General features: G+C 70.6%; 21 protein-coding genes. 13 read left to right on the top strand and 8 right to left on the bottom strand.

The genetic code is table 11. The features are described 5' to 3' along the window. Positions 1 to 7: 7 nt before the first annotated feature. Together DFR72_RS04130 and DFR72_RS04125 are read right to left on the bottom strand one after the other, a co-directional pair. On the bottom strand, positions 8 to 748 hold the full coding sequence (locus tag DFR72_RS04130; protein ID WP_090063962.1) for a hypothetical protein: 741 nt from the start codon (positions 746 to 748) through the stop codon (positions 8 to 10). A gap of 79 nt (positions 749 to 827) precedes the next feature. Continuing rightward, positions 828 to 1223 carry an ATP-binding protein gene (locus tag DFR72_RS04125; RefSeq protein WP_177224506.1) on the bottom strand — a complete coding sequence of 132 codons (396 nt, stop codon included), beginning with the start codon at positions 1221 to 1223 and terminating at the stop codon, positions 828 to 830. Between the two features lie 89 nt (positions 1224 to 1312). Between DFR72_RS04125 and DFR72_RS04120 the strand changes: the two genes are divergently transcribed. Both DFR72_RS04120 and DFR72_RS04115 read left to right on the top strand, forming a co-directional pair. After that, positions 1313 to 2596 carry a hemolysin family protein gene (locus DFR72_RS04120; protein ID WP_177224507.1) on the top strand — a complete coding sequence of 428 codons (1284 nt, stop codon included), beginning with the start codon at positions 1313 to 1315 and terminating at the stop codon, positions 2594 to 2596. A 64-nt stretch (positions 2597 to 2660) separates the two neighbouring features. After that, a complete protein-coding gene (locus tag DFR72_RS04115; protein ID WP_090063965.1) occupies positions 2661 to 3599 on the top strand; it encodes a sigma-70 family RNA polymerase sigma factor in 939 nt (312 codons plus the stop codon). Between the two features lie 7 nt (positions 3600 to 3606). Here the strand turns inward: DFR72_RS04115 and DFR72_RS04110 are convergent, their stop codons facing one another. Beyond that, positions 3607 to 4440, bottom strand: a complete 834-nt coding sequence (locus tag DFR72_RS04110) for a phosphotransferase (protein ID WP_170176117.1) — start codon at positions 4438 to 4440, stop codon at positions 3607 to 3609. A gap of 97 nt (positions 4441 to 4537) precedes the next feature. Here DFR72_RS04110 and DFR72_RS04105 point away from each other — a divergent pair, with 97 nt between their 5' ends. Continuing rightward, positions 4538 to 7321: an AAA domain-containing protein gene (locus tag DFR72_RS04105; protein ID WP_114773595.1), complete on the top strand. Its 2784-nt coding sequence runs from the start codon at positions 4538 to 4540 to the stop codon at positions 7319 to 7321. A gap of 19 nt (positions 7322 to 7340) precedes the next feature. Here DFR72_RS04105 and DFR72_RS04100 read toward each other — a convergent pair whose 3' ends face one another. After that, complete coding sequence (locus tag DFR72_RS04100) at positions 7341 to 8834, bottom strand: alpha/beta hydrolase (protein ID WP_090063968.1); 1494 nt, start codon at positions 8832 to 8834, stop codon at positions 7341 to 7343. A 36-nt stretch (positions 8835 to 8870) separates the two neighbouring features. After that, on the bottom strand, positions 8871 to 10367 hold the full coding sequence (locus DFR72_RS04095) for an alpha/beta hydrolase (protein WP_090063969.1): 1497 nt from the start codon (positions 10365 to 10367) through the stop codon (positions 8871 to 8873). Between the two features lie 420 nt (positions 10368 to 10787). Here DFR72_RS04095 and DFR72_RS04090 point away from each other — a divergent pair, with 420 nt between their 5' ends. The 4 genes from DFR72_RS04090 (at position 10788) to DFR72_RS04075 (ending at position 14776) form a co-directional block, all read left to right on the top strand. Further along, a complete protein-coding gene (locus DFR72_RS04090) occupies positions 10788 to 11771 on the top strand; it encodes a ribose-phosphate diphosphokinase (protein ID WP_090063970.1) in 984 nt (327 codons plus the stop codon). Positions 11772 to 11814: 43 nt separating this feature from the next. Next, positions 11815 to 12531 carry a DUF427 domain-containing protein gene (locus DFR72_RS04085; RefSeq protein WP_090063971.1) on the top strand — a complete coding sequence of 239 codons (717 nt, stop codon included), beginning with the start codon at positions 11815 to 11817 and terminating at the stop codon, positions 12529 to 12531. A gap of 71 nt (positions 12532 to 12602) precedes the next feature. Then, positions 12603 to 13226 (top strand): TetR/AcrR family transcriptional regulator, encoded by a 624-nt coding sequence (locus DFR72_RS04080; protein WP_090063972.1) that lies wholly within the window; start codon positions 12603 to 12605, stop codon positions 13224 to 13226. Continuing rightward, positions 13223 to 14776, top strand: coding sequence for an MDR family MFS transporter (locus tag DFR72_RS04075; protein ID WP_090063973.1), 1554 nt, complete (start codon positions 13223 to 13225; stop codon positions 14774 to 14776). The genes DFR72_RS04080 and DFR72_RS04075 overlap by 4 nt, the downstream gene beginning before the upstream one ends. A gap of 52 nt (positions 14777 to 14828) precedes the next feature. On the opposite strand, the gene DFR72_RS45350 is transcribed toward DFR72_RS04075, so the two are convergent. After that, on the bottom strand, positions 14829 to 14975 hold the full coding sequence (locus tag DFR72_RS45350; protein ID WP_170176116.1) for a hypothetical protein: 147 nt from the start codon (positions 14973 to 14975) through the stop codon (positions 14829 to 14831). An 86-nt stretch (positions 14976 to 15061) separates the two neighbouring features. Here DFR72_RS45350 and DFR72_RS04070 point away from each other — a divergent pair, with 86 nt between their 5' ends. Genes DFR72_RS04070 through DFR72_RS04060 form a run of 3 tightly spaced genes read left to right on the top strand, consistent with a single transcriptional unit; the run spans position 15062 to position 17765 of the window. Beyond that, the gene (locus tag DFR72_RS04070; RefSeq protein WP_090063974.1) at positions 15062 to 16273 is read left to right on the top strand and encodes a serine hydrolase domain-containing protein; all 1212 of its coding nucleotides are present in this window, start codon (positions 15062 to 15064) and stop codon (positions 16271 to 16273) included. Further along, on the top strand, positions 16270 to 17133 hold the full coding sequence (locus DFR72_RS04065) for a sensor histidine kinase (protein ID WP_090064526.1): 864 nt from the start codon (positions 16270 to 16272) through the stop codon (positions 17131 to 17133). The genes DFR72_RS04070 and DFR72_RS04065 overlap by 4 nt, the downstream gene beginning before the upstream one ends. Beyond that, positions 17130 to 17765, top strand: a complete 636-nt coding sequence (locus DFR72_RS04060) for a response regulator (protein ID WP_090063975.1) — start codon at positions 17130 to 17132, stop codon at positions 17763 to 17765. The genes DFR72_RS04065 and DFR72_RS04060 overlap by 4 nt, the downstream gene beginning before the upstream one ends. On the opposite strand, the gene DFR72_RS04055 is transcribed toward DFR72_RS04060, so the two are convergent. Both DFR72_RS04055 and DFR72_RS04050 read right to left on the bottom strand, forming a co-directional pair. After that, positions 17762 to 19207 carry an aldehyde dehydrogenase family protein gene (locus DFR72_RS04055; RefSeq protein WP_211335293.1) on the bottom strand — a complete coding sequence of 482 codons (1446 nt, stop codon included), beginning with the start codon at positions 19205 to 19207 and terminating at the stop codon, positions 17762 to 17764. The two genes, DFR72_RS04060 and DFR72_RS04055, sit on opposite strands and share 4 nt — an antisense overlap. Before the next feature lie 30 nt (positions 19208 to 19237). Then, positions 19238 to 19999 carry an IclR family transcriptional regulator gene (locus DFR72_RS04050; protein WP_090063977.1) on the bottom strand — a complete coding sequence of 254 codons (762 nt, stop codon included), beginning with the start codon at positions 19997 to 19999 and terminating at the stop codon, positions 19238 to 19240. Positions 20000 to 20081: 82 nt separating this feature from the next. Here DFR72_RS04050 and DFR72_RS04045 point away from each other — a divergent pair, with 82 nt between their 5' ends. Genes DFR72_RS04045 through DFR72_RS45340 form a run of 3 tightly spaced genes read left to right on the top strand, consistent with a single transcriptional unit; the run spans position 20082 to position 21189 of the window. After that, positions 20082 to 20819, top strand: a complete 738-nt coding sequence (locus tag DFR72_RS04045; protein ID WP_090063978.1) for a phosphotransferase — start codon at positions 20082 to 20084, stop codon at positions 20817 to 20819. A gap of 24 nt (positions 20820 to 20843) precedes the next feature. Further along, positions 20844 to 20996 (top strand): hypothetical protein, encoded by a 153-nt coding sequence (locus DFR72_RS45345; protein WP_170176115.1) that lies wholly within the window; start codon positions 20844 to 20846, stop codon positions 20994 to 20996. Between the two features lie 16 nt (positions 20997 to 21012). Then, the gene (locus tag DFR72_RS45340; protein WP_170176114.1) at positions 21013 to 21189 is read left to right on the top strand and encodes a hypothetical protein; all 177 of its coding nucleotides are present in this window, start codon (positions 21013 to 21015) and stop codon (positions 21187 to 21189) included. Positions 21190 to 21194: the final 5 nt, after the last annotated feature.

Genomic DNA, 21194 nt, shown 5'->3' with positions numbered 1-21194 from the left:
CATGAGCCTAGAACCACACCATCAGGATCGTGACCGCGATGACCAGGTCGAACACCCCGCAGAACTCCGACCACCAGCGCGGCACGACGGCGTCGCGCACGTGGTGTACCAGATCCCAGACGGCGTGCGCGCCCCACCCCAGCGCGATCAGCAGCACGCCGGTGTGCGGCGACACGAGGATCACCACGACGGCCAGCGACGCGTACAGGCTGAACACGACGAGCTGCGTCCGGGGTGTCCGCCGTCCCCAGAACAGGTAGACCGCCTGGCAGAGCAGCAGGGTCCACACGGGAGGCACCAGCGGCGCCTGCCAGAAGTCGAACGTGATCGCGAGGGCGATCGCCGCAGGCCAGCGTTCACCCAGCGCCCGGACCACCGGGTTGGTGCTGGGTGTTCCGTGCTCGTGGCGGTAGCGGACCAGCACGGCGACCATCGCGGGCAGCATCAGCAGGTGCCCGCCCATCTCGACCGCGTGCCCGTCCAGGACGCCGAACCAGTACGGCACCAGGAGCACGAGGTACGGCACGAACATCGCCGCGCACATCTCGAAGATCCGGCCGTGGCCGCGGTAGCGCATCCACAACGCCATGGGCACGGACATCGACGCCGCCATCCACAGGGCGGCCACCTCGACCCGTCCGGGCGTCCAGAGGGGCCCGAACAGGGCCATCCCGACCAGCATCGCCACGAGCATCTCTGCCCCGTGGCGCACCAGCGGCCGAACCGCCGGAGAAACCGTTGTCGTCATGCTTCGAGAATCGGGGAGACTCGCGGCGGGACCTATCCGTGCGCTGTCATGTCTTCTCCGTGCGAAACGCACAGGCGATCTATGCGTCGACCTCTGCCCAGAGGGTCTTCCCGCCGGTGAACTCCTGGGTGCCCCAGCACCGGGAGATCTGGGCGATCAACACCAGCCCACGGCCCCGCGTGTCACCGAGACGTGACCGTCCCAGCCTCGGAAGTTCGGCCGGCGTGTGGTCGTCGACCTCCACCCGGACGAAGTCCGTGTGTCGTTGCACCCGCACGGCCCGCGGTCCTTCAGCGTGCTCGTACGCGTTGCTCGCCAGCTCCGTGCACACGAGGAGGACATCGAGGACGACGTCCTCCGGCAGATCCCTCAGCAGGGTCCCGATCCATGCGCGCATCGCGCCGAGGTCCGGCTCGTCCTCCGGCAGGGTGTGCAAGGTCCTCGCGGAGGCGCTCAGCACCTCGGGGGTGTCCATATCCATCCCACCTCGTTCCCCGGGCCCTCCTGGTTGCTCAAGACGGCCGTCAGGGTGCGAAATACCACCGTGCGTGCTACCCCAAACGTGTGGACGGCTATGGCTTCAACCTCGCGCTGGTCGCGGTTCTGGTGTTGCTCAACGCGGCTTTCGCGGGCAGCGAAATGGCGTTCGTGTCGCTGCGCGAAGGTCAACTGCGCTCGCTCGAACGCGAAGGGCACCGCAGGCTGGTGCGGCTCGCACGCGATCCGAACAGGTACTTCGCGACGGTCCAGATCGGCATCACGCTGTCCGGGTTCCTCGCCTCGGCGACCGCCGCCGTCTCGCTGGCGGCACCGATCGTGCCGCTGCTGAGCTTCCTCGGAGGTGCCGCGAACGGGGTCGCCATCGCGCTCGTGACCGTGGTCCTGACGTTCGTCACACTGGTCTTCGGGGAACTCGCGCCCAAGCGCCTCGCGATGCAGTACGCCGTGCGCTGGTCGAAGATCGTCGCCAGCACGCTGGACCTGCTGTCGACGATCTCGCGGCCCGCGGTGTGGCTGCTCAGCAAGTCGACCGACCTCGTGGTGCGGGTGTTCGGCGGCGACCCGAACGCCGACGAGGAGCAGATGTCGGCGGAGGAGCTGCGGGATCTCGTTGAGGTGCAACAGCATCTGAACCAGGAACAACGCACGATCATGACGGGTGCCCTGGAGATCCATGAACGGAAGCTGCGCGAGGTCCTGGTACCGCGCCGGCAGGTGACGATCGTCGAATCAGGTTTGGACACCCCCGCCGCCAGGGAAATCCTGGCGAGGTCCGGACATTCACGGGCTCCGGTGACCAAGAACGGGCACCTGGACGACGTGGTCGGCGTCGTGCACCTGCGAGACCTGCTCGACGACACCGTGGCCCTCGCGGACGTGGCACGGACGCCGATGGTGCTGCCGGACTCGCTGCGCGTCACCCACGCGCTGCGGCGGATGAAGGCCGAGCACGAGCAGCTGGCACTGGTCGTGGACGAGCACGGCGCGGTGGACGGCATCGTGACGCTGGAAGACCTGCTGGAGGAGATCGTCGGTGAGATCTACGACGAGACCGACTCCGACGTCGTGGCGGTGAAGGCCGGACCCGACGGCTCGCTCGAGCTGCCCGGCACGTTCCCGATCCACGACCTGGTGGACGTCGGTGTCGAACTGCGCGACGCGCCGGCCGGGCCGTACTCGACGATCGCCGGGCTGGTGCTCCTGCTCCTCGGCCGCATCCCGGAGGAGCCGGGTGACGTGGTGGAGGTCTCCGGCTGGAACATCGAGGTCCGGCAGGTGGAGCACCACGCGATCACCCTGGTGAGGCTGAGGTCACAGGCGAAACCGCGGAATGAAGCAGACGTCTGAACCGTTACACACGAGTGCAGCCGCTCCGGCTGCCACACCTGCCAACGGATACGGGGGATTTGGCATGCCCGCAGATCTGAAGAACCGCGCGTCCGGGCAGCAGGACGCGGACCTGGTCGGCCAGTACCTCCGCGAGGTCGGGCGCACACCGCTGCTCACCGCGTCCGAAGAGGTCGACCTGTCCCGGCGCATCGAGGCCGGCGTGTACGCGGCCCACCTGCTCCAGAGCGGCGACACGACGCGCGAGCCGAGGCTGCTGCGCCGCATCGTCGCCGAGGGTGAGCGCGCCAAGGACCACATGATCCGCGCGAACCTGCGCCTGGTCGTGTCGGTCGCGAAGAAGCACTCGTTCCGCGGACTGCCGTTCGGGGACGTGATCCAGGAGGGGAACCTCGGCCTGATCCGCGCGGTCGAGAAGTTCGACTACGCCAAGGGCTACAAGTTCTCGACCTACGCCATGTGGTGGATCCGCCAGGCGATCGAACGCGGCCTGGCCGAGCAGACCCGCACCGTGCGCCTGCCGGTGCACGTGGTCGAAGAGGTCAACAAGCTCAAGAAGATCGGGCAGAAGCTGTCCGCGTCGTTCGGTCGCGAAGCGACGGTCGAGGAGATCGCCGCCGAGGCCAAGTGCTCGCCGACGCGCGTGCAGGACCTGCGCGACGCGGCACGCACCTGCGTGTCGCTGGAGACGCCGGTCGGCGACGAGGGCGACTCGGTGCTGGGCGACCTGATCCAGGACACCGACGGCGTGTCCGCGCCGGACCTGCTGGAGCAGCAGGAGTTCACCGAGGGCGTTCGCTCCCTCCTGGACGTCCTGCCCGCACGGCAGGGCCGGATCATGCGCCTGCGCTACGGCCTGGAGGACGGGCGCGCCCGCACCCTGCAGGAGGTGGCGGAGGAGCTCGGCCTGACCCGTGAGCGCATCCGTCAGCTGGAGAAGCAGTCGCTCGCCCAGCTCAAGCAGTCGGGCGACCGCGACGATCTCTTCGCGCTCGCCGGCTGACAACCACCTACAGGCTCTTCAGCGTTTCGGTGAAGTAGCGCAACGTGAGCTCCGCGTCCCGCGACTGTTCGTGCGGGGCGCGGAGCTTTTGCGTGAAGTCCGCGATGTCGTTGACGGCCCACCTCAGCGAGTAGAAGGCGCTGTAACCGCCGGCCAGCCAGTGGTCGCGTTCCGGCGGGGCCAGCCCGACCGTGTCCCAGTCGATCAGGCACAGGCCCTGCGGGCTGCGGATCACGTTGCCCGCGTGGGGTTCGCCGTGGGTGACGACCCGCTCGTCCGGGAGCTGCCCGGCGAGCAGGTCCAGTTCGGTCAGCGCGGCGTGGACGATCTCCTCGTGGGCCAGGAAGACATCGCGGGCCTCGGCCGAGAACCACTCACCCGGCTCGTCCAGCAATGCCGTCAGCGCGGCTTTGCCCGGGATGTCGATCGGCGCGACCGGGGTGCCCGCCGGTGGTTCACAGCGGTGCAGCGCGGTCAGCAGCTCGGTGACGCCGGGGTGGACCGGATCACCGAAGGTTCCGGCTTTCCCCATGACGTACGGGAAGACGCTCAGCGCATAGCGGTCGTTGAGCAGCACCACGGTCTCGCCGTCGTCCGATCGCACCGGCGCCACGACGAACGGCAGTTGCTCGGCCAGGCTCGCCGCGGTCTCCATCGCCTGCCGCAGACCGGCCAGCGGCTTGGTCGTCAGGTCCGAGACCGAGGTGAACCACCGGTCGAAGACCGTCCAGTGGTAGTCGCCGAAGCCGACGGGGGCGTAGACCGGTGGCCCGGTGATGCCGAACTGGGCGAGGCCCGCGCGGAGGTCGTGATCAGCCAGACCCGCAGGAAGATCTCTCACAGCGAGCGACGGTAACCCAGCTCCAGCGCCCTGGGGCATTTCACGGTTCACCCCGCCTGTGCTGGTTGCCCGTGTCGAATGCGGCACGATGTCCCGCGTGAACGTTTCCGCGGTGTTGCGCACCCTGGCGCGGTTGAGCGCCGCCGAGCAGCCGCAGAAGCTCGTGCTCGACCTCACCAAGGCCGCCGGGCTGCTCTGGCTCGGCGACCACGAGCCGTCGTGGCGGGCGATCACGCTGGTGCAGGAGGGGCCGCACTGGACGCCGGTCTCGTGGACGGCGCCGAAGCAGGCCCGCGACGAGGTCGCGCACCTGGCCGCGTACGACGCGCTGCACCAGGAGGACCGGTTGCTGCGGCTGGGCTGGGCGTTCCTCGCCGGGCCCGCGCAGATCGGCGGGCAGCGGCGGCGGGTGTGCCTGCCGCTGGTGTCGCGGCCGGTGCGGCTGCACCACGGGCTCGGCCTCGGCTACGCCTACCACGTCGCCGGTGACGCCGGGGTGTTCCCGCTGATCGACGACTGGGCGAAGACCGCCGAGCGGGAGGCCGCGCTCGCGCCGACCGAGGCCTGGATCACCCAGACGTTGCGGCTCGCCGGGTTCGAGGACGTGCCGATCGTGCACGACGACCCCAAGAAGCTGATCTCCGGCAGCGAGCTCGTCGTCGCGATGGGAGCCGGTCTGCACGCGGGTGAGCCCGTCGTGAACACCGAGCACGGCACCGCGCTGTACGACTGGTCGGGCAAGAAGGGCATCGACGGCACGGCGTTCGCGGCCCTGTACGGCGCCGCCGCGGAGCCGGACCACCACGAGGAGCCGATCAGTTCGGCGTTGCCGCTCAGCCACAGCCAGATGCGCGCGGTCGAGCACGCTCGCCGTGCGCGGATCACGGTCGTGGGCGGGCCTCCTGGTGCGGGCAAGACCCACACTCTCGCGGCGTTGGCGCTCGATGCGGTGGCGGCGGGGAAGTCCGTGCTCCTCGCCAGCCGCACGCGCAACGCCGCCGACGTGCTCGGTGGCGCGCTGCGGAAAGCGGGCGGGCCGGTGCCGGTGCTGTTCGGTGACTCCGAACTGCGGCAGGAGATGGCGCGCGAGCTGAGCGACGGGCTGACCGCCACGAGCGATCCCGAACGCCTGAACGAACTCGATCGCGTCCGGCGTGCGGCCGCCGCCGCTGTGGCCCGTGTCGAACGCACGACCGGTGGCTCACTCACCGACGAACAGCTGGCCGCTGAAGCCAAGAAGCACCAGGCGTTGATGCCGGCACATCGTGCCGTGGCACCGAAAGTGTTCGACGCGGGCGCGGATTTCGCCGCACTGCACGCGCTCCTCCAGCCCCGCACCGGGTTCCTCGGTGAACTGCGGACCGGGTGGGCGGTGCGCAAGGCACGCGGACTCGCCGGTGCGGGCGACGCGCCGGTCGAGGACCTCCGCGCCGCGGTCGAGGCGGCCGAGCAGACCGCGGCGTCCGTCCGGATCGGGGCGAACGGCGGCACGGCGTTCGGTGAGCTGCGGCCGTTGCTGTCCGAGCAGGACGCTGCGAGCCGCACGGCCACCGCCGCGTGGCTCAAGGAGTACTCGGTGAGCCGCCGGGGTGCCGGCGCGCGCCGGGCGGTGGCGGCGCTGGCGAAGGCGCTGCGGTCCGGGCGGGCGGCCCGGCGGCGCGGACTCGCCGAGATCGACAGCGCGGACCTGGTGGCGGCACTGCCGTTGTGGGTCGGCACGCTGTCCGACGTGGAGGACATCCTGCCTCCCGTGCCCGGGATGTTCGACCTGGTGATCATCGACGAGGCCAGCCACGTCGACCAGCCGCTGGCCGCACCCGCGCTGCTGCGGGGCCGCACCGCGGTGATCGGCGGTGACCCACGGCAGCTGCGGCACGTGTCGTTCGTCAGCGACCAGGCGGTGCAGGCGGCGGTCGACGCGGAGGGCACCCAGGACCTGCGCGACCGGCTGGACGTGCCGAAGGTGAGCCTGTTCGACGCGGGCGCGGCGACGGCGGGCGTGCACTGGCTCGACGAGCACCACCGCTGCGCGCCGCACCTGATCGGGTTCGCGGCGGCCAAGTTCTACGACGGCAAGATCGCGCTGCTCACCACACACCCGTCGATCGCGGACGTCGACTGCATCGACACCGAACGCGTCGACGGCGACCGCACCGCGAAGGGCGTCAACCAGACCGAGGTCGGCGCCGTGCTCGCCCACGTCCGCAAGCGGGTGGCCGCGGGCGTGCGGTCGATCGGCGTCGTGACCCCGTTCCGCGCGCAGGCCGACGCGCTGGAGGAAGCACTGCTCAGCGAGCTCACGCTGGACGAGATCACCACCGGTGGCGTGCGCGTCGGCACGGTGCACGGCGTGCAGGGCAGCGAGTTCGACGAGGTGGTGGTCAGCCTGGCCGCGGACGCCAAGCCGGGTGCGTGGCGGTTCGTCAACGACCCCAGCCTGCTCGCGGTGCTGACCACCCGGGCTCGCCGCAAGGTGCACGTCATCACGTCGGCGCCCGAACCGCCGGGCCTGATCGGCGAGTACCTGCGGCACGCCGACGTCGCGCCGACCGAGACCGCCGGCACCGAACCCGAGGACGAGTGGACCGCGCGTCTCGCGCACGAACTGCGGGCCGCGGGACTGACCGTGCGCACGGGCTACCCGGTCGGGCAGTGGCGGGTGGACCTGGTGGTGGGGGAGAAGGACGGCGCCGTCGCGGTGGAGACGCGCCCGCACCCTTCAGGAGTGCGGGCGCATCTCGCTCGCTGGCGTGCGCTCACCCACGCGGGGTGGCGCGTGCACGACGCGTTCGGCAGCCGGTTCGGCGACGACCCGGCCCGGGCCGCCGTCGAACTGACCCAGGAGCTGGCGAGACGAGACGTCTCGTCTCGCCAGCTCTGACTCCGGATCAGGCCCGGACCTACCTCCGTGCGGGCTTGATCAGCGGCTCTGCTGAGGCGGCCGAGGGCAGGAACGGGTTCGGGTTCGCCGGGCACACCGTGCCGACGGGCGGCAACGTGCCGTTGAGCAGATACGCGTTCGTGTGGTCGGTCGCGCACTTGCTCACGCCGTAGGCCGTGTGGCCCCAACCCGCGTAAGCGAGCAAACGGCTACCCGCGAGCTGGCGGTTGGCCGCCTGCGCGCCCCGGAAGTCCGTCACGCCGTCGAAGTAGTTGCCCACCACGAGAACCGGCGCGTTGGTGCGGGTGCGCCACGGCCCGGTGAAGCGGTCGGGGTTCACCGGCCAGTTCGCGCACGCCGCGTTGCCCCACCACCACGCCGGCCCGAACTCCGAACCCGCTGCGGCGTAACGGGAGATCGCCTTGTAGGAGTTGAAGTCGCGCGGGTACTCGATGTCCGCGCACACGTTGCCGTTGTAGGCGTCGAACCCGTTGGCGTAGTCCGGTTCCGCCGCGGCGGAGAGCGACCCGGCGACGGCGTCGGACAGCTGGTCGAACAGCGCGGCGGCGTCCGGCCAGTCGCTCGGCGAGTACATGGCGCCGATCGCCGCGTTGATCACGGCGTCATAGGTGAACGTCTGGTCGCCGAGCTCGATCGGCTTGGCGCGCACCGACTTCAGCAACGCGTCCCAGCGCTTCTCCGACTGAGGCCCGAAGACGCACGCGGCCTCGTCGCAGGTGCGCAGGAACTCGCGGAACTCCTCCTTCGTCGCGATCCGGTCCGACTCGATCTGCCGGCCGCTCGACCACAGTTCGGGGTCGAGCACGCCGTCGATCACGAGCGCGCGGATGTTGCCGGGGAACAGGTTCGCGTAGGTGGCGCCCAGGAACGAGCCGTACGAGAAGCCGAGGTAGCTGAGCTTGCGGTCACCGACGGCGCGGCGCAGCAGGTCCATGTCCCGTGCGACGTCGGCGGTGCTCATGTGCCGGGCGATCCGCTGGTCGTCGCGGCATTCGGGGCCGAGCGAGCGGTAGCGGTCGAAGAACGGCCGTTCCTGCGCCGCCTGGTACGGGAAGCCGGGGATGCCCTCGAAGAACTCGCCGAGGTCCGCCTCGCTCTTGAAGCAGTGCAGCGGATCGGACTTGCCGATGCCGCGCGGGTCGAACCCGACGATGTCGAACCGGCCCTGGAGGTTGGCCGACAGGGCGTTGCCGGCGCCGAGCGCGAAGTCCACGCCCGAGCCGCCGGGCCCGCCGGGGTTGAGGAACAGCGACCCGATCCGGCGGGCGGTGTCCGTCGCGGGCTTGCGCGCCAGCGCGACGGTGGTCGTGGCGCCGCGCGGGTCGTCGTAGTCGAGCGGCACCTTCACGGAGGCGCACTCGAAGCCGGGGTGCTCGGGTCCGCAGGCCGCCCAGTCGATCTTCGGGACCTGCGCGCCACCTCCCGAGGCCTGTACGGCGGGTGTGCCGGTGATCATGAGCGCGGCCGCGGCGGCCAGCACGGTGAATCGCATCGACAAGCTCCCCTCTCGTCCGCAGAAGCGCTCTTCCTACCTGCTCGCGACCGGCCCCGTCGACCGCCGAAAGTCGTGACCGGCCAGTTGGGACGCGCTGTCGAGGAACGGGTTCGGGTTCGCCGCGCACACCGTTCCCACGGGCGGCAGCGAACCGTGGAGCAGGTAGGAGTGGATGTGGTCGATCGCGCACTGGCTGCGCCGGTACGCGATGTGCCCCCAGCCCGCGTACTCCAGCAGGCGGCTGTTCGGCAGCTGCCGCGCGACGGCCTGCGCGCCCCGGAAGCCGGTGGATCCGTCGAACCGGTTGCCCACCACCAGAACCGGCGCGGACGTGCGGGCCCGCCACGGTCCGGCGTAGCGGTCGGGGCTGGCGGGCCAGTCCGCGCAGGCGCTGTTGCTCCACCACCAGTAGGGACCGAAATCCGAACCCGCTGCGGCGTAACGGGACACCGCCCGGTACGCGCCGAACGTGCGCGGGAACTCGGTGTCCGCGCACATGGTGCCGAGGTTGGCGTCGAAGAAGTTGTCGTAGTCCGGCGCCGCCGCCGTGGACAGGCCCGCTTCGGAGGCGTCAGCGAGCTGGTCCAGCACGGCGGCGACGTCCGTCCAGCCCTCCGAGGCGAACCCGGCGAACAGCGCCCACGCGATCACCTCGTCGTAGGTCCACACCTCGGTCCCGAGCGTGACCGGCTGGGCGCGCACCGACTCCAGCAGTGCCCGCCACCGCTGCTTCGAGTTCGGCCCGAAGGCGCACGAGGCCTCGTCGCAGAGCCGGAAGAACTCGTCGAGCACCTCCGCCGTGGCGGTCCGGTCTGCCTCGACCTGCCGCCCGCTCGACCAGAGCTCGGGGTCCAGCACGCCGTCGATCGCGAGGGCACGGACGTTGCCAGGGAACATGTTCGCGTAGGTCGTGCCGATGTACGAGCCGTACGAGGTGCCGAAGTAGGTGAGCTTGCGGTCGCCGAGCGCGCGCCGCAGCAGGTCGAGGTCGCGCACCACGTCAGCGGTGCTCATGTGCCGGGCTATCGGCTGGTCGCACTTCGCCGCCAGCGAGCGGTACCGGTCGAAGAACGGCCGTTCCTGCACCGGCTCGTACGGGAAGATCGGCCCCGCGGCCAGGAACTCCACACGCTCCTGTTCGGACGCGAAGCAGCGCAACGGGTTCGAGCGGCCGATGCCGCGCGGGTCGAAGCCCACGACGTCGAACCGGCCGTGCACCCCGGCCGACATCTTCTCGCCCCACGCGTGCACGTAGTCGATGCCCGACGCGCCGGGCCCGCCGGGGTTGAAGAGCAACGACCCGATGCGCCCTGCCTGATCGGCGGCGGGTTTGCGCGTCAACGCCACCGTCGTGGTCGCGCCGCGCGGTTCGTCGTGGTCGAGCGGCACCGTGAACGTGGCGCACTCGAAACCGGGGCGTGCGGGTGCGCACGCCGTCCAGGCGATCAGCGGAGCGGGAGGCGCGGCCTGGGCCGCGGGCGTGAGTGCGGCCAGGAGCGCCACCACGGCGCCGAGCACGGAGGAACGCATGGAGCGTTCCTAGCCGCGCTCAGTCGGAGCGTCGATGCTTTTGGCGAACTCCTAGGTGATCGGCGATCTGGTCGTGGATGGGCGTGCCCATCACGATCGGGCTCGTCGGCGGGGTCTGCGCTGTGGCCGCGGGTGCGTCCTGGCTGTCGGGCATGAAAGGAGCGTAGGGATGGTCGTTGAGGCCTCAAGGACGCCGATCAAGGAATCACACCAGTCGTACCCCAAGAGGTGAATCGGGTTCTCCCTATCTCTACCCAGCGTGGGACCTCGGTCCTGCTACATGACCCCCTGTGGGTGCCCTCGATCGAGTTAACGTGTGATGACCGGCAACGTGGAATCTCAGCGGACGGACGTTCGGTTGCGTGATCTCGCGGCCATGCTGAACGATCGGCCCGGGGCCGGACGAGCGTGGAGCGTGTGATGGTCAGCGGCAAGCCCGGCATCGCCAAGCGGCAGCTCATCCTCCTCACCGGCAGGGCGCACCCGGAACTCGCCGAGGCCGTGGCGAAGTACCTGGGCATCGCCATCACCCCGCAGGCCGCCTACGACTTCGCGAACGGCGAGATCTTCGTCCGGTTCGAGGAGTCGGTGCGTGGCGCGGACGCGTTCGTCGTGCAGAGCCACAGCGCGCCGGTCAACGACTCGCTGATGGAGCAGCTGCTGATGGTCGACGCGCTGAAACGCGCCTCGGCCAAGCGCATCACCGCGGTCGTGCCGTCCTATCCGTACGCGCGCCAGGACCGCAAGTACGCCGGCCGCGAACCCGTGTCGGCCCGCCTGGTCGCGGACATGCTCAGGACCGCCGGTGCGGACCGCATCGTCACGGTCGACCTGCACACCGCGCAGGCGCAAGGCTTCTTCGACGGCCCGGTCGACCACCTGCACGCCATGTGGCTGCTCTGCGACCACGTCGGCAGCCGTTACCGGGGCGAGGACCTCACGATCGTCTCGCCGGACGCCGGCCGCACCAGGCTCGCCGAGAAGTGGGCCGACCTGCTCGGCGGCTGCCCGATCGCGTTCATCCACAAGACGCGCGATCCGTTGCGTCCCAACGAGGTCGTGGCCAACCGCGTCGTCGGTGACGTCGAGGGCCGCACCTGCGTCGTGGTCGACGACATGATCGACACGGCGCTGACGAGCACGACGGCGGCCCGGCAGCTGCTGGAGCAGGGCGCGAAGGACGTCGTCCTCGTGGCGACGCACGGGGTGCTGTCCGGCGACGCCCACGACCGGCTCATCGCGAGCAAGGCGCGCGAGGTGATCCTCACCGACACCCTGCCGATCCCGCCGGGGAAGCGGTTCCCCGGCCTGACCGTGCTGAGCATCGCGCCACTGCTGGCCCGGGCGATCCAGGAGGTCTTCGAGGACGGCTCGGTGACGAGCCTCTTCGACGGCAACGCCTGACGTCCGGGAAGCCCGCACGCTCGTCCCGTGGTGACATGGGTGCATGGGCGACTTGCGAGTGGAGACCTCGGCGAAGCGGGTCCGTGCGTACTTCGGTGGCGAACTGGTCGCGGACGCGACCGCGCCGCGACTGGTCTGGGAGATTCCGCACTACCCGGCCTACTACCTGCCCCTGGCCTCGGTCCGCGCCGAGCTCAGGGCGACGGGGGAGACCAGGGGCGACGGCGTGGTCCACGACGTCGTCACACCCGGCGGCACGGCCTCGGGCGCGGCGGTGACATACCCGGACTCGGCGCGGTTGCGCGACCTCGTCCGGCTCGACTTCGCGGCCATGGACGAGTGGCTCGAAGAGGACGAGCCGATCTACGTCCACCCGCGCGACCCGTACAAGCGCGTCGACGTCCTGAGCAGCTCACGGCACGTGCGGGTCGCACTGGACGGGGTGACGCTGGCGGCGTCGTCGCAGCCGCGGATCCTGTTCGAGACGACCCTTCCACCGCGCTACTACCTGCCTTTGAGCGACGTCCGGTTCGATCTGCTCAGGCCGTCGGGCACACAGACGCAGTGCCCGTACAAGGGCACCGCCGCGTACTGGTCGGTGGAGGTGAACGGCGTGACCCACGACGACCTCGTCTGGATCTACCGGTCGCCCCTGCCCGAGAGTCAGAAAATCGCTGGAATGGCGTGCTTCTTCAGTGAGAAGGTCGACCTCTTCGTCGACGGTGAGCTACAGGAGCGACCGAAGAGTCCCTGGTCATAGCTACCGCGAGAGTTGTAGTTCACACACTGCAAAGTTGCAGTGACTGCAAAACGATCCTGTACTCTTGCCCCGTGAACCAGCCGGGGGAGAGCCTGCGCGACCGCAAGAAGCGCCGCACCCGTGCCGCGCTCGAACGGGCGACCGTGCGTCTCGCCGCCGAGAGGGGCTACGACCACGTCACCGTGGAGGAGATCGCCGCCGAGGCCGACGTCTCGGTGCGCACCTTCTTCAACTACTTCGCGAGCAAGGACGAGGCGCTCATCGGCGCGGACCCCGAGGCGGGCCCGCGCATGGCCGAGCGCATCCTCGCCTTCCCCGACACCGTCACGCCGTTCGAGGCGTACCGGTCGTCGGTGCTCGCGGAGATCACGGACGAGCTGAACAACGCCCGCGACCTGTGGCTGCTGCGCAAGGAAGTCCTGATGCAGCGGCCGGACCTGCTGGTCCGCGCGTTCGCGAACAGCGCAGAGTCGGAGCAGTTGCTCTCGGACGCGGTGGGACGGCGGGCAGGGCTGCCCGAGTCCCACGCGTACCCGCGCCTGCTCGTCGCCGCCGGGAGCGCCGCGTTCCGCTGCGCGGTGACGCGCTGGGCACGCGACGACAGCGTCGCGCTGGGTGAGCTCGTCACCGAGGCACTCGACCTGTTCGGCACCGGGCTGGCTCACACACCACGTCGTCACGAAGGGGGATCATGAGCATCGAGGCAGAACCGACACCGGTCCACAGCAAACGCGAAGTCGTCCAGGCCATGTGGGGCCTGATGCTCGGCATGTTCGTGGCCATCCTCGCCGGCACCGTCGTGTCGAACGCGCTGCCGCGCATCGTCGCCGAGCTCAAGGGCTCGCAGTCGATCTTCGCGTGGATCGTGACGGCCGAGCTGCTCGCGATGACCGCGACCGTGCCGTTGTGGGGCAAGCTCGCCGACCTCTACAGCCGCAAGCTGCTGATCCAGGCGTCGCTGAGCCTGTTCGTCGTCGGCTCGCTGATCGCGGGCTTCTCGCAGAACGTCGAGATGCTCATCGTCAGCCGCGTCGTGCAGGGCCTGGGCGCCGGCGGCGTCACGGCGCTCGCGACGATCGTGATGGCCGCGATGATCCCGCCGCGCGAGCTCGGCAAGTACTCCGGCATGTTCGGTGCCGTGTTCGGCGTCGGCACCGTCGCGGGCCCGCTGATCGGCGGCGTCCTGGTCGACACCTCGTGGCTCGGCTGGCGCTGGTGCTTCTTCATCGGCATCCCGTTCACCCTCGCCGCGATCTACATGCTGCAGCGCACGCTGCGCCTCCCGGTCGTGCGCAACGAGAAGACGAAGATCGACTACCTGGGCGCGTTCCTGATCGTCTCCGGCGTCTCGACGCTGCTGATCTGGTCGTCGCTGGCCGGGCAGAAGTTCGAGTGGGCGTCGGGCTGGACCGCCGGCCTGGTGTCGCTGGGCGTGCTGCTCCTCGTGGCGGCCGTCCGCGTCGAGGCCACCGCGCACGACCCGATTGTGCCGCTGTCGATCTTCCGCAACCGCACCGTCTCGCTGACGACCCTCGCCAGTGCCCTGGTCGGCATCGCGATGTTCGGCGGCACGGTCTTCCTCTCGCAGTACTTCCAGCTCTCGCTCGGCAAGACGCCGACCCAGGCCGGCCTGCTGGGCCTGCCGCTGATCTTCGGCCTGCTCATCTCGTCCACCGTGGCCGGTCAGCTGATCACGAAGTTCGGCAAGTGGAAGGCGTTCCTGGTAGCCGGCGGCGTGTTCATGGTCGGCGGCATGCTGCTGCTGTCAACGATCACCGCGCAGACCACGGTGTTCATGGTGTCCGTGCACATGTTCGTGCTCGGCGTCGGCGTCGGCCTGATGATGCAGAACCTGGTCCTCGCGGCGCAGAACGACGTGCCGGCCAAGGACCTCGGCGCCACCACGTCCACGCTGACGTTCTTCCGCTCACTGGGCGGCGCGATCGGCGTCTCGGCACTGGGCGCCGTGCTGGCCAACAAGGTCTCGTCGCTCGCGGCCGAGAAGTTCGGCCCGATGGGAGGCCTCACCGGCGGCGAGGGGAACGTGCCGGACATCTCGGTGCTGCCGCCGGAGATCAAGGCCGTGATCGCCGACATCTACGCGACGGCGACCGCGGAGATCTTCCTGGTGGGCGCGCCGTTCGCGGTGCTGGCGCTGCTCGCGGTGGCGTTCATCAAGGAGAAGCCGCTCAAGGAGACGAGCGGTGACGACCGGCTGGCGGCGGAGATGGCCGCGGGTCACTGATCCCGTTGTTCCGAGGCCCCCCGACCTTCGTGGTCTGGGGGCCTCGGTGCGTTCAGAGCCGCGGGAGTGGTTCGCCGGTGTGCGGGTGGCGGCCCTGTTCGAGGCGGAAGAGGTAGGCGCGCAGGTCGCGTCGGCCTTCAGGGGCGTCGAACTGCTTGGAACTGCCGCCTGTGGCGCGATCTGCTTCGCTGCGCCCCATCCCGACTATGATCCCTGACTTTCGTCAGGGGGCCACCGTGTCTTTCAGGTCGGGTCTCTCCCCGCGCCGATCCATACGTTCTCCCCATGAACATCTGGGGTGCAGCACTCACGCTGCTGGTGTCCACGTACACGGGGGAGGCGTCCCTGCCGGGCGTCGCCGTCGCGATCACCAAGGGGGACCAGGTGATCTCCGTTCAGGGCTTCGGCCACGACTCGTCCGGCACGCCGATCACCGAGCACTCGAAGATGACGATCGCGTCGGTCAGCAAGTCGTTCACGGCGCTCGCGGTCCGGCAGCTCGCGGACGCCGGCAAGATCGACCTCGACCGGCCGGTGTTCGACTCCCGGGTCACGCCGAGGCAGCTGCTCGCGCACAAGTCGGGGATCAGCGACCGGACGCTGGCCGAGAAGAGCCTGCCCCAGCCCGAGAACGCGGCAGGGGCCGTGGAACGCGCTCGGGAGGCTCTTCGGAACGCCGTGCCCGACGACGAGTTCCGGTACACCAACACCAACTACCACCTGCTCGCGCGGCTGGTCGAGCAGGCTTCGGGCGAGAACTTCAACGCGTACCTGAAGAAGCACGTCTTCGAGCCGTTGGACATGAAGGACACCGTGGCGATCGACGTGACGCCACGGGATCTGCCGCCGGACTACCGCAAGGGGTACGGGTACGCCTACGGGTTCTCGGTGCCGCTGACCGAGCCCGACCGGTTCGTCACCGGCTCGGACGGGGTGATCAGCACGGCGGCGGACATGGGGAAGTGGCTGGCTGCGCAACCGAGGCTCCAGCCGCAGGACGGGATGGGCTGGAGAGCCGATCAGCAAGGCAGGTTGCGGCACAACGGCATCTGGTTCACGGGCACGGCCGGGCAGCTGCTGACGTCGTCGGGGTACGGGATCGCGGTCATGTCCAACAGCGGGTTCACGCTCGGCAACGAGGGCACGTACGAGCTGGAGAACGGGATCGCCGACGTCGTCGAGGGCAGGACGCCGCCGGAGCCGAAGTCGTACCGGCTGCTGACCGATCTCGTGCTGGCCGGGCTCACGCTCCTCTCCGTCGGGCTGGGGGTGCGCGCGTTGCGGCGGCCTCGGAGGTTCCACAAGGCTTGGCAGGTGTTCAGGTTGGTGCCGCTGGGCGTGCTGCTGGCGTTGCCCACGCTGCTCGGACTGCTGTACGGGGGCGGGCGCGACATCACGTTCTTCCAGCTGGCGCACTATTCTCTGCCGCTCGTGGCGTGGTTGGGCGTGTCCAGCGCGATGAACCTGAGCCTGGCGGTCGTGAGGTGGGTGCGATGAGGGTCGTGGCGCTCGGGGTCTGCGTGGCCGCCGCGTTCGGCACGTCGTACTTCATGCAGGACAACGTGCCGCCGTGGACGATCGTGGTGTGCGCGGGGCTGTTCGTCGCCGCCTTCCTGCTCGGCAGGAGGATGGCGCCCGGCTGGCCCGCGATCATGTTCGCCGCGGCGGGGTTCATCGGGTTCACGCAGTTGATCGTCGTGGGGCTGGCGGTGGCGCTGCCGTGGTTCCTCGGCCGGGTCGCCGGGCAGCAGGCAGCGCTGGCCGCCGCCGAGGTGGAGGCCGCTCACCTGCGCGAACGCACCCGGATCGCGCACGAGGTCCACGACACGCTGGGCCACGAGCTCAGCCTGCTGGCCCTGCAGGCGGGCGCGCTGGAGATGACCCTGCCCGCCGAGCACCAGGCGGCTGCGGCGCAGCTCCGGGTGACCGCCTCCGACGCCACCGAACGGCTGTCGGCGCTGGTGTTCCTGCTGCGCGACGGCGAACCGCACGCGACGGCCGACCTGCGGGACCTCGTGGACCGCGCCGTGGCGTCCGGGATGCGGGTCGAGTTCACAGTGGACGGTGATCTGCCGTCCACTGTGGAACGGACGGTGCACCGGGTGGTGCAGGAAGCGCTGACGAACGCCGCCAAGCACGCGCCGAAGTCCGTCGTGCGGGTGAAGGTGGCGTCGGGGGAGGGCAGCACCGTGGTGGAGGTGGCGAACGAGGCGGGGCTGCGCCGGGGCGCGGGCAGCCGGCTCGGGCTCGTCGCGTTGCGGGAACGGGTGCGGATCGCCGGCGGTACGCTCCGGGTCAGCCGCGACGAGGGCCGGTTCGAGCTGGTCGCGACGGTGCCGCACACGGGGGAGCTGTGATCCGGGTTCTGCTCGCGGACGACGAGGTGCTGGTGCGCGCGGGTGTGCGCGCCATCCTCGGCGCCGATCCCGAACTCTCGGTCGTCGCGGAGGCGGCGGACGGCCGCGAGGCGATCGACCTGGCGCTGAAGCACCGGCCCGACGTCGTGCTGGTGGACGTCCGGATGCCCCGCCTCGACGGCCTGGAGGCGGCCCGCGAACTGGCCCGGCTCGGCTTCGGCGTGGCGATGCTGACGACGTTCAACGACGACGGCTACCTCGAACGGGCGCTGGACGGCGGCGCACGCGGATTCCTGCTGAAGTCGGGGGATCCGCGCGAGCTGATCGCCGGGGTGCACGCGCTCGCGTCCGGCGGCGCCTACCTGGCGCCCAAGGTGGCGGCCAGGATGATCACGCGGTTCCGCGGCGGCCGGGTCGGGCACGCGCGGACGCAGGTGGAGTCGCTGACCGCGCGGGAACGCGACGTGCTGGCGTTGCTCGGCGAGGGGCTGTCGAACGCGCAGATCGCCCGGCGCCTCCAACTGGTCGAAGGCACGGTGAAGGGGCATGTGAGCGCGATCCTGGGCCGCCTGGGCGCGGAGAACCGCGTCCAGGCGGCCATCGTGGCCCACGAAGCCGGCCTGAGCTCCTAGAACGGGAAGTGGCCGTGCTCGCTGGCGATCGTCACCCAGCGCGTCGCGGAGAACGCCTCGATGCCCCAGCGGCCACCGAACCTGCCGTACCCGCTGGACTTCACGCCACCGAACGGCGCCTGCGGCTCGTCGTCCACCGTCTGGTTGCCGACGTGCACGATGCCGGTGCGGATGCGTTGCGCGAGACCGAGTCCGCGCCGGGAGTCCTCGGTGAGGATGCCCGCGGTGAGGCCGTGCTCGGTGTCGTTCGCGATCGCCACGGCCTCGTCGTCGTCCGCGACGGTCACGACGACGACGGCCGGGCCGAAGATCTCCTCCTGGAACACCCGCATCTGCGGCGTGACGCCGTCGAGCACGGTCGCGCCGCCGTTGCCGCCCGCGCGGACGGTGGCGCCGTTCGCGACCGCGTCCTCCACCAGGGCGGCGACTCGTGCGGCCGCTCGTGGGGTGATCACGGGGCCGATCACGGTGCCGGGGTCGGCGGGGTCGCCGTGCGGCAGCGAACCGACCTTGGCCGCGAGCTTCGCGGTGAACTCCTCGGCCACGGCGCGGTGCACCAGGATGCGGTCGGTCGACATGCAGATCTGGCCCGCGTTGTGGAACGCGCCGAACGTCGCCGCGTTCACCGCGTGGTCGAGGTCGGCGTCGTCGAGCACCAGCAACGAGTTCTTGCCGCCGAGCTCCAGCACGGCGGGCTTGAGGTGCTGCGCGGCAAGGGTTCCGACGATCCTGCCGACCTCGGTGGAACCGGTGAAGTTCACGGCGCGCACGCGGGAGTCGGTGATCAGCGCCTCGGCGACCGCGGCGGCGTCCTCCGGGGCGTTCGTGACGACGTTGAGCACGCCCGCCGGCAGCCCGGCCTCGCGCAGCACGTCGGCGATCAGCAGCCCGGCCGCGATCGGCGCGTCCTCGCTGGGCTTGAGCACGACGGTGTTCCCGGCGGCGATCGGCGCGGCCACGGCCCGCGTGCTCAGGATGACCGGCGCGTTCCACGGAGCGAACGCCGCGACGACCCCGAGCGGTTCCCGCACCGCGAGCGACAGCTGACCGGGCACCTCCGTCGTCAGCACCTCGCCGACGGGCTGGGTGACCGCCGCGGCCGCCTCGCGCAGGACGTTCGCCGCGAGCACGACGTTGAACCCGGCCCACCCGCCGACGCCGCCGACCTCGGCGGCCATCAGGGCCACGACCTCGGCCGTCCTGGCCTCCAGCCCGTCCGCGGCCCGCAGCAGGATCCCGCGTTTCACGGACGGCGACGTCGCCGCCCACCCGGCGAACGCCCGCTCGGCCGCGTCGACGGCCCGCGTGACGTCCGCGGGGCCGGCCGCCGCGACGACGGCGTAGACCTCGCCGGTGAAGGGGTTGAGGTCGTCGGTGGTGCGGCCGTCCAGCGCCGGAACGCTGTCGCCGCCGATGAGGAGCTCACGTTTTTCGCTTGCCACGGTCAGGGATTCAAGCGGCAGACCACCTGATCAACCAAGCCCGGCTTCCGGTGGATGGAAACTGGGCTCCAGCATCCGGGCGATCCCCCGAGCCGCCACCTGCAACGCCGCGACCAGCCGGGCCCGCACGTTGCGCAGGTCGGGCACCACGATCCCCAGCGCGGCGACGACGTGCCCGTCCACCTCGACCGGCACGCCCACGCTGCACGCCCCGAGCGTCATCTCCTCGAACGTCTGCGCGTACCCGTCGCGCCGAACCCGGTGCAACTGGGCCCGCATACGGCCGGGTTCCGTGACCGTGAACGCCGTGATGCGCGTCAGCCCGTGCACGAGCACCTGCTCCTGCACCTCCTTCGGGGCGTGCGCGAGCAACACCTTCCCGACCCCGGTCGCGTGCAACGGCAACCGGCTCCCGGTGGTGCTCACGATCGGCACCGACGCGTGCCCGGAGACCCGGTCGAGGTAGAGCACCTCGGTCCCCTCCCGCACGGCCAGGTGCACCACGGCACGCGTTGCCGCGTGGATGTCGTGCAGGAACGGCTCCGCGACCCGGCTCAGGTCCACCTCGCCGACGGCCAGCAGCCCGAGCCGCCAGATCCGCCTGCCGATCACGTACTCACCGGAGTCCAGCCGCCGCACCGCGCCCCACGCCGCCAGTTCCGCGAGCAGCCGGTGGGTGGTGCTGACCGGCAGCCCGCTGCGCCGCGCGATGTCGCTCAGGGTCTGGCGGCGGTGCCGGCTGTCGAAGGTGCCGAGCAGCGACAGCAGCTTGGAGGAGACGGTGGCGGCCACCCCGGGGATTCTGCCCGGTCCATTCCAGCTCAGCCGGGGAAGTCGTTTCGGGTGTGCGGGTGTCACCGGTGAGACTGGGCGGATGACGTACCTCGGTGAAGGCTGGGACAGCACGGCCGTCCTGGTCGGCGGACGCTGGGTGGAACGGCGGCCGCGCCGTCCGGAGATCGGGCCGCAGCTCCTGCGCGAGTCGGTGGTCATGCCGTGGCTCGCGCCCCTGCTGCCGCTGCCCGTCCCGGTACCCGTGGTCGTGTCCGAGGCGCCGGTGGTCGTGCGGCACGAACTGGTGCCGGGGGAGGAGCAGCACGCGCTCAACGCGGTCCAGGGCCGTCAGCTGGGCGAGTTCCTGCTCGCCCTGCACGCCGCACCCGTCGCCGAGGCCGTCGGACGGGGCGCCGGCCCGCGGCAGCTCCCGATCGAACGCTTCCGGGCCGAGGTGCGCGTACCCGGCGCCGAGGAACTGCTCGCCCGGCTCGACGGCCTGCCCGCCGACACGCTCGTCCACGGCGACCTCGGTCCCGAGCACGTGCTGGGCCGCGACGGCGTGCTGACCGGCGTGATCGACTTCGGCGACCTGCACGTCGGCGACGCCGCCATCGACCTCGCGTGGGCGCTGCACTGCACGCCGCCCGAGTTCGCCCGTGCCCTCGCCGAGACCTACGGCGTCACGCGGGACCTGCGGGAGAGGGCCTTGATCTGGCACCAACTCGGACCGTGGCACGAAGTCCTGCACGGCAACGACATCGGCGACCAGGAGATGGCCGAGATTGGGCTGGCCGGAGTAGTGGATCGGTCGGGAACCCGGGTATCCCACGGCTGACAGCCACTTTCCGAGGAGGACGAGATGCCCTGGGTTCGCCAGCACCGCCGCAGCCGCCCCTACAGCTGGTTCGGGTCCACGACGGTCCGCCGCCACTACCGCAGGCCGCAGGGTTCGATGTGGATCGTGGTCGCCGCCGTGCTCGCCGTGATCCTGCTGCTCGTCGTCCTGTTCTGAGAGTAGGGTCGGGTGCATGGGACAGTTGGGCGAGTTGTTCCCCGGCCCCAAGGTCCGCCGCGAGGCGACGGACGCGGGCACGGGCGAGGACTACGAGGAGACCGGACCGCTCGACCTCACGGCGGGCGCGGTCCGCTTGAGGCCCCGTCCGAAGCCCGCGCCGCAACCCGAGAGCACCGACAGCACCGAGTGATCACC

The sequence above is a fragment of the Lentzea flaviverrucosa genome (genome assembly GCF_003350445.1).
GTDB lineage: Bacteria > Actinomycetota > Actinomycetes > Mycobacteriales > Pseudonocardiaceae > Lentzea > Lentzea californiensis.
The sequence above is the reverse complement of the archived record's forward strand: the minus strand, read 5'-3'. Positions and strand labels throughout refer to the sequence as shown.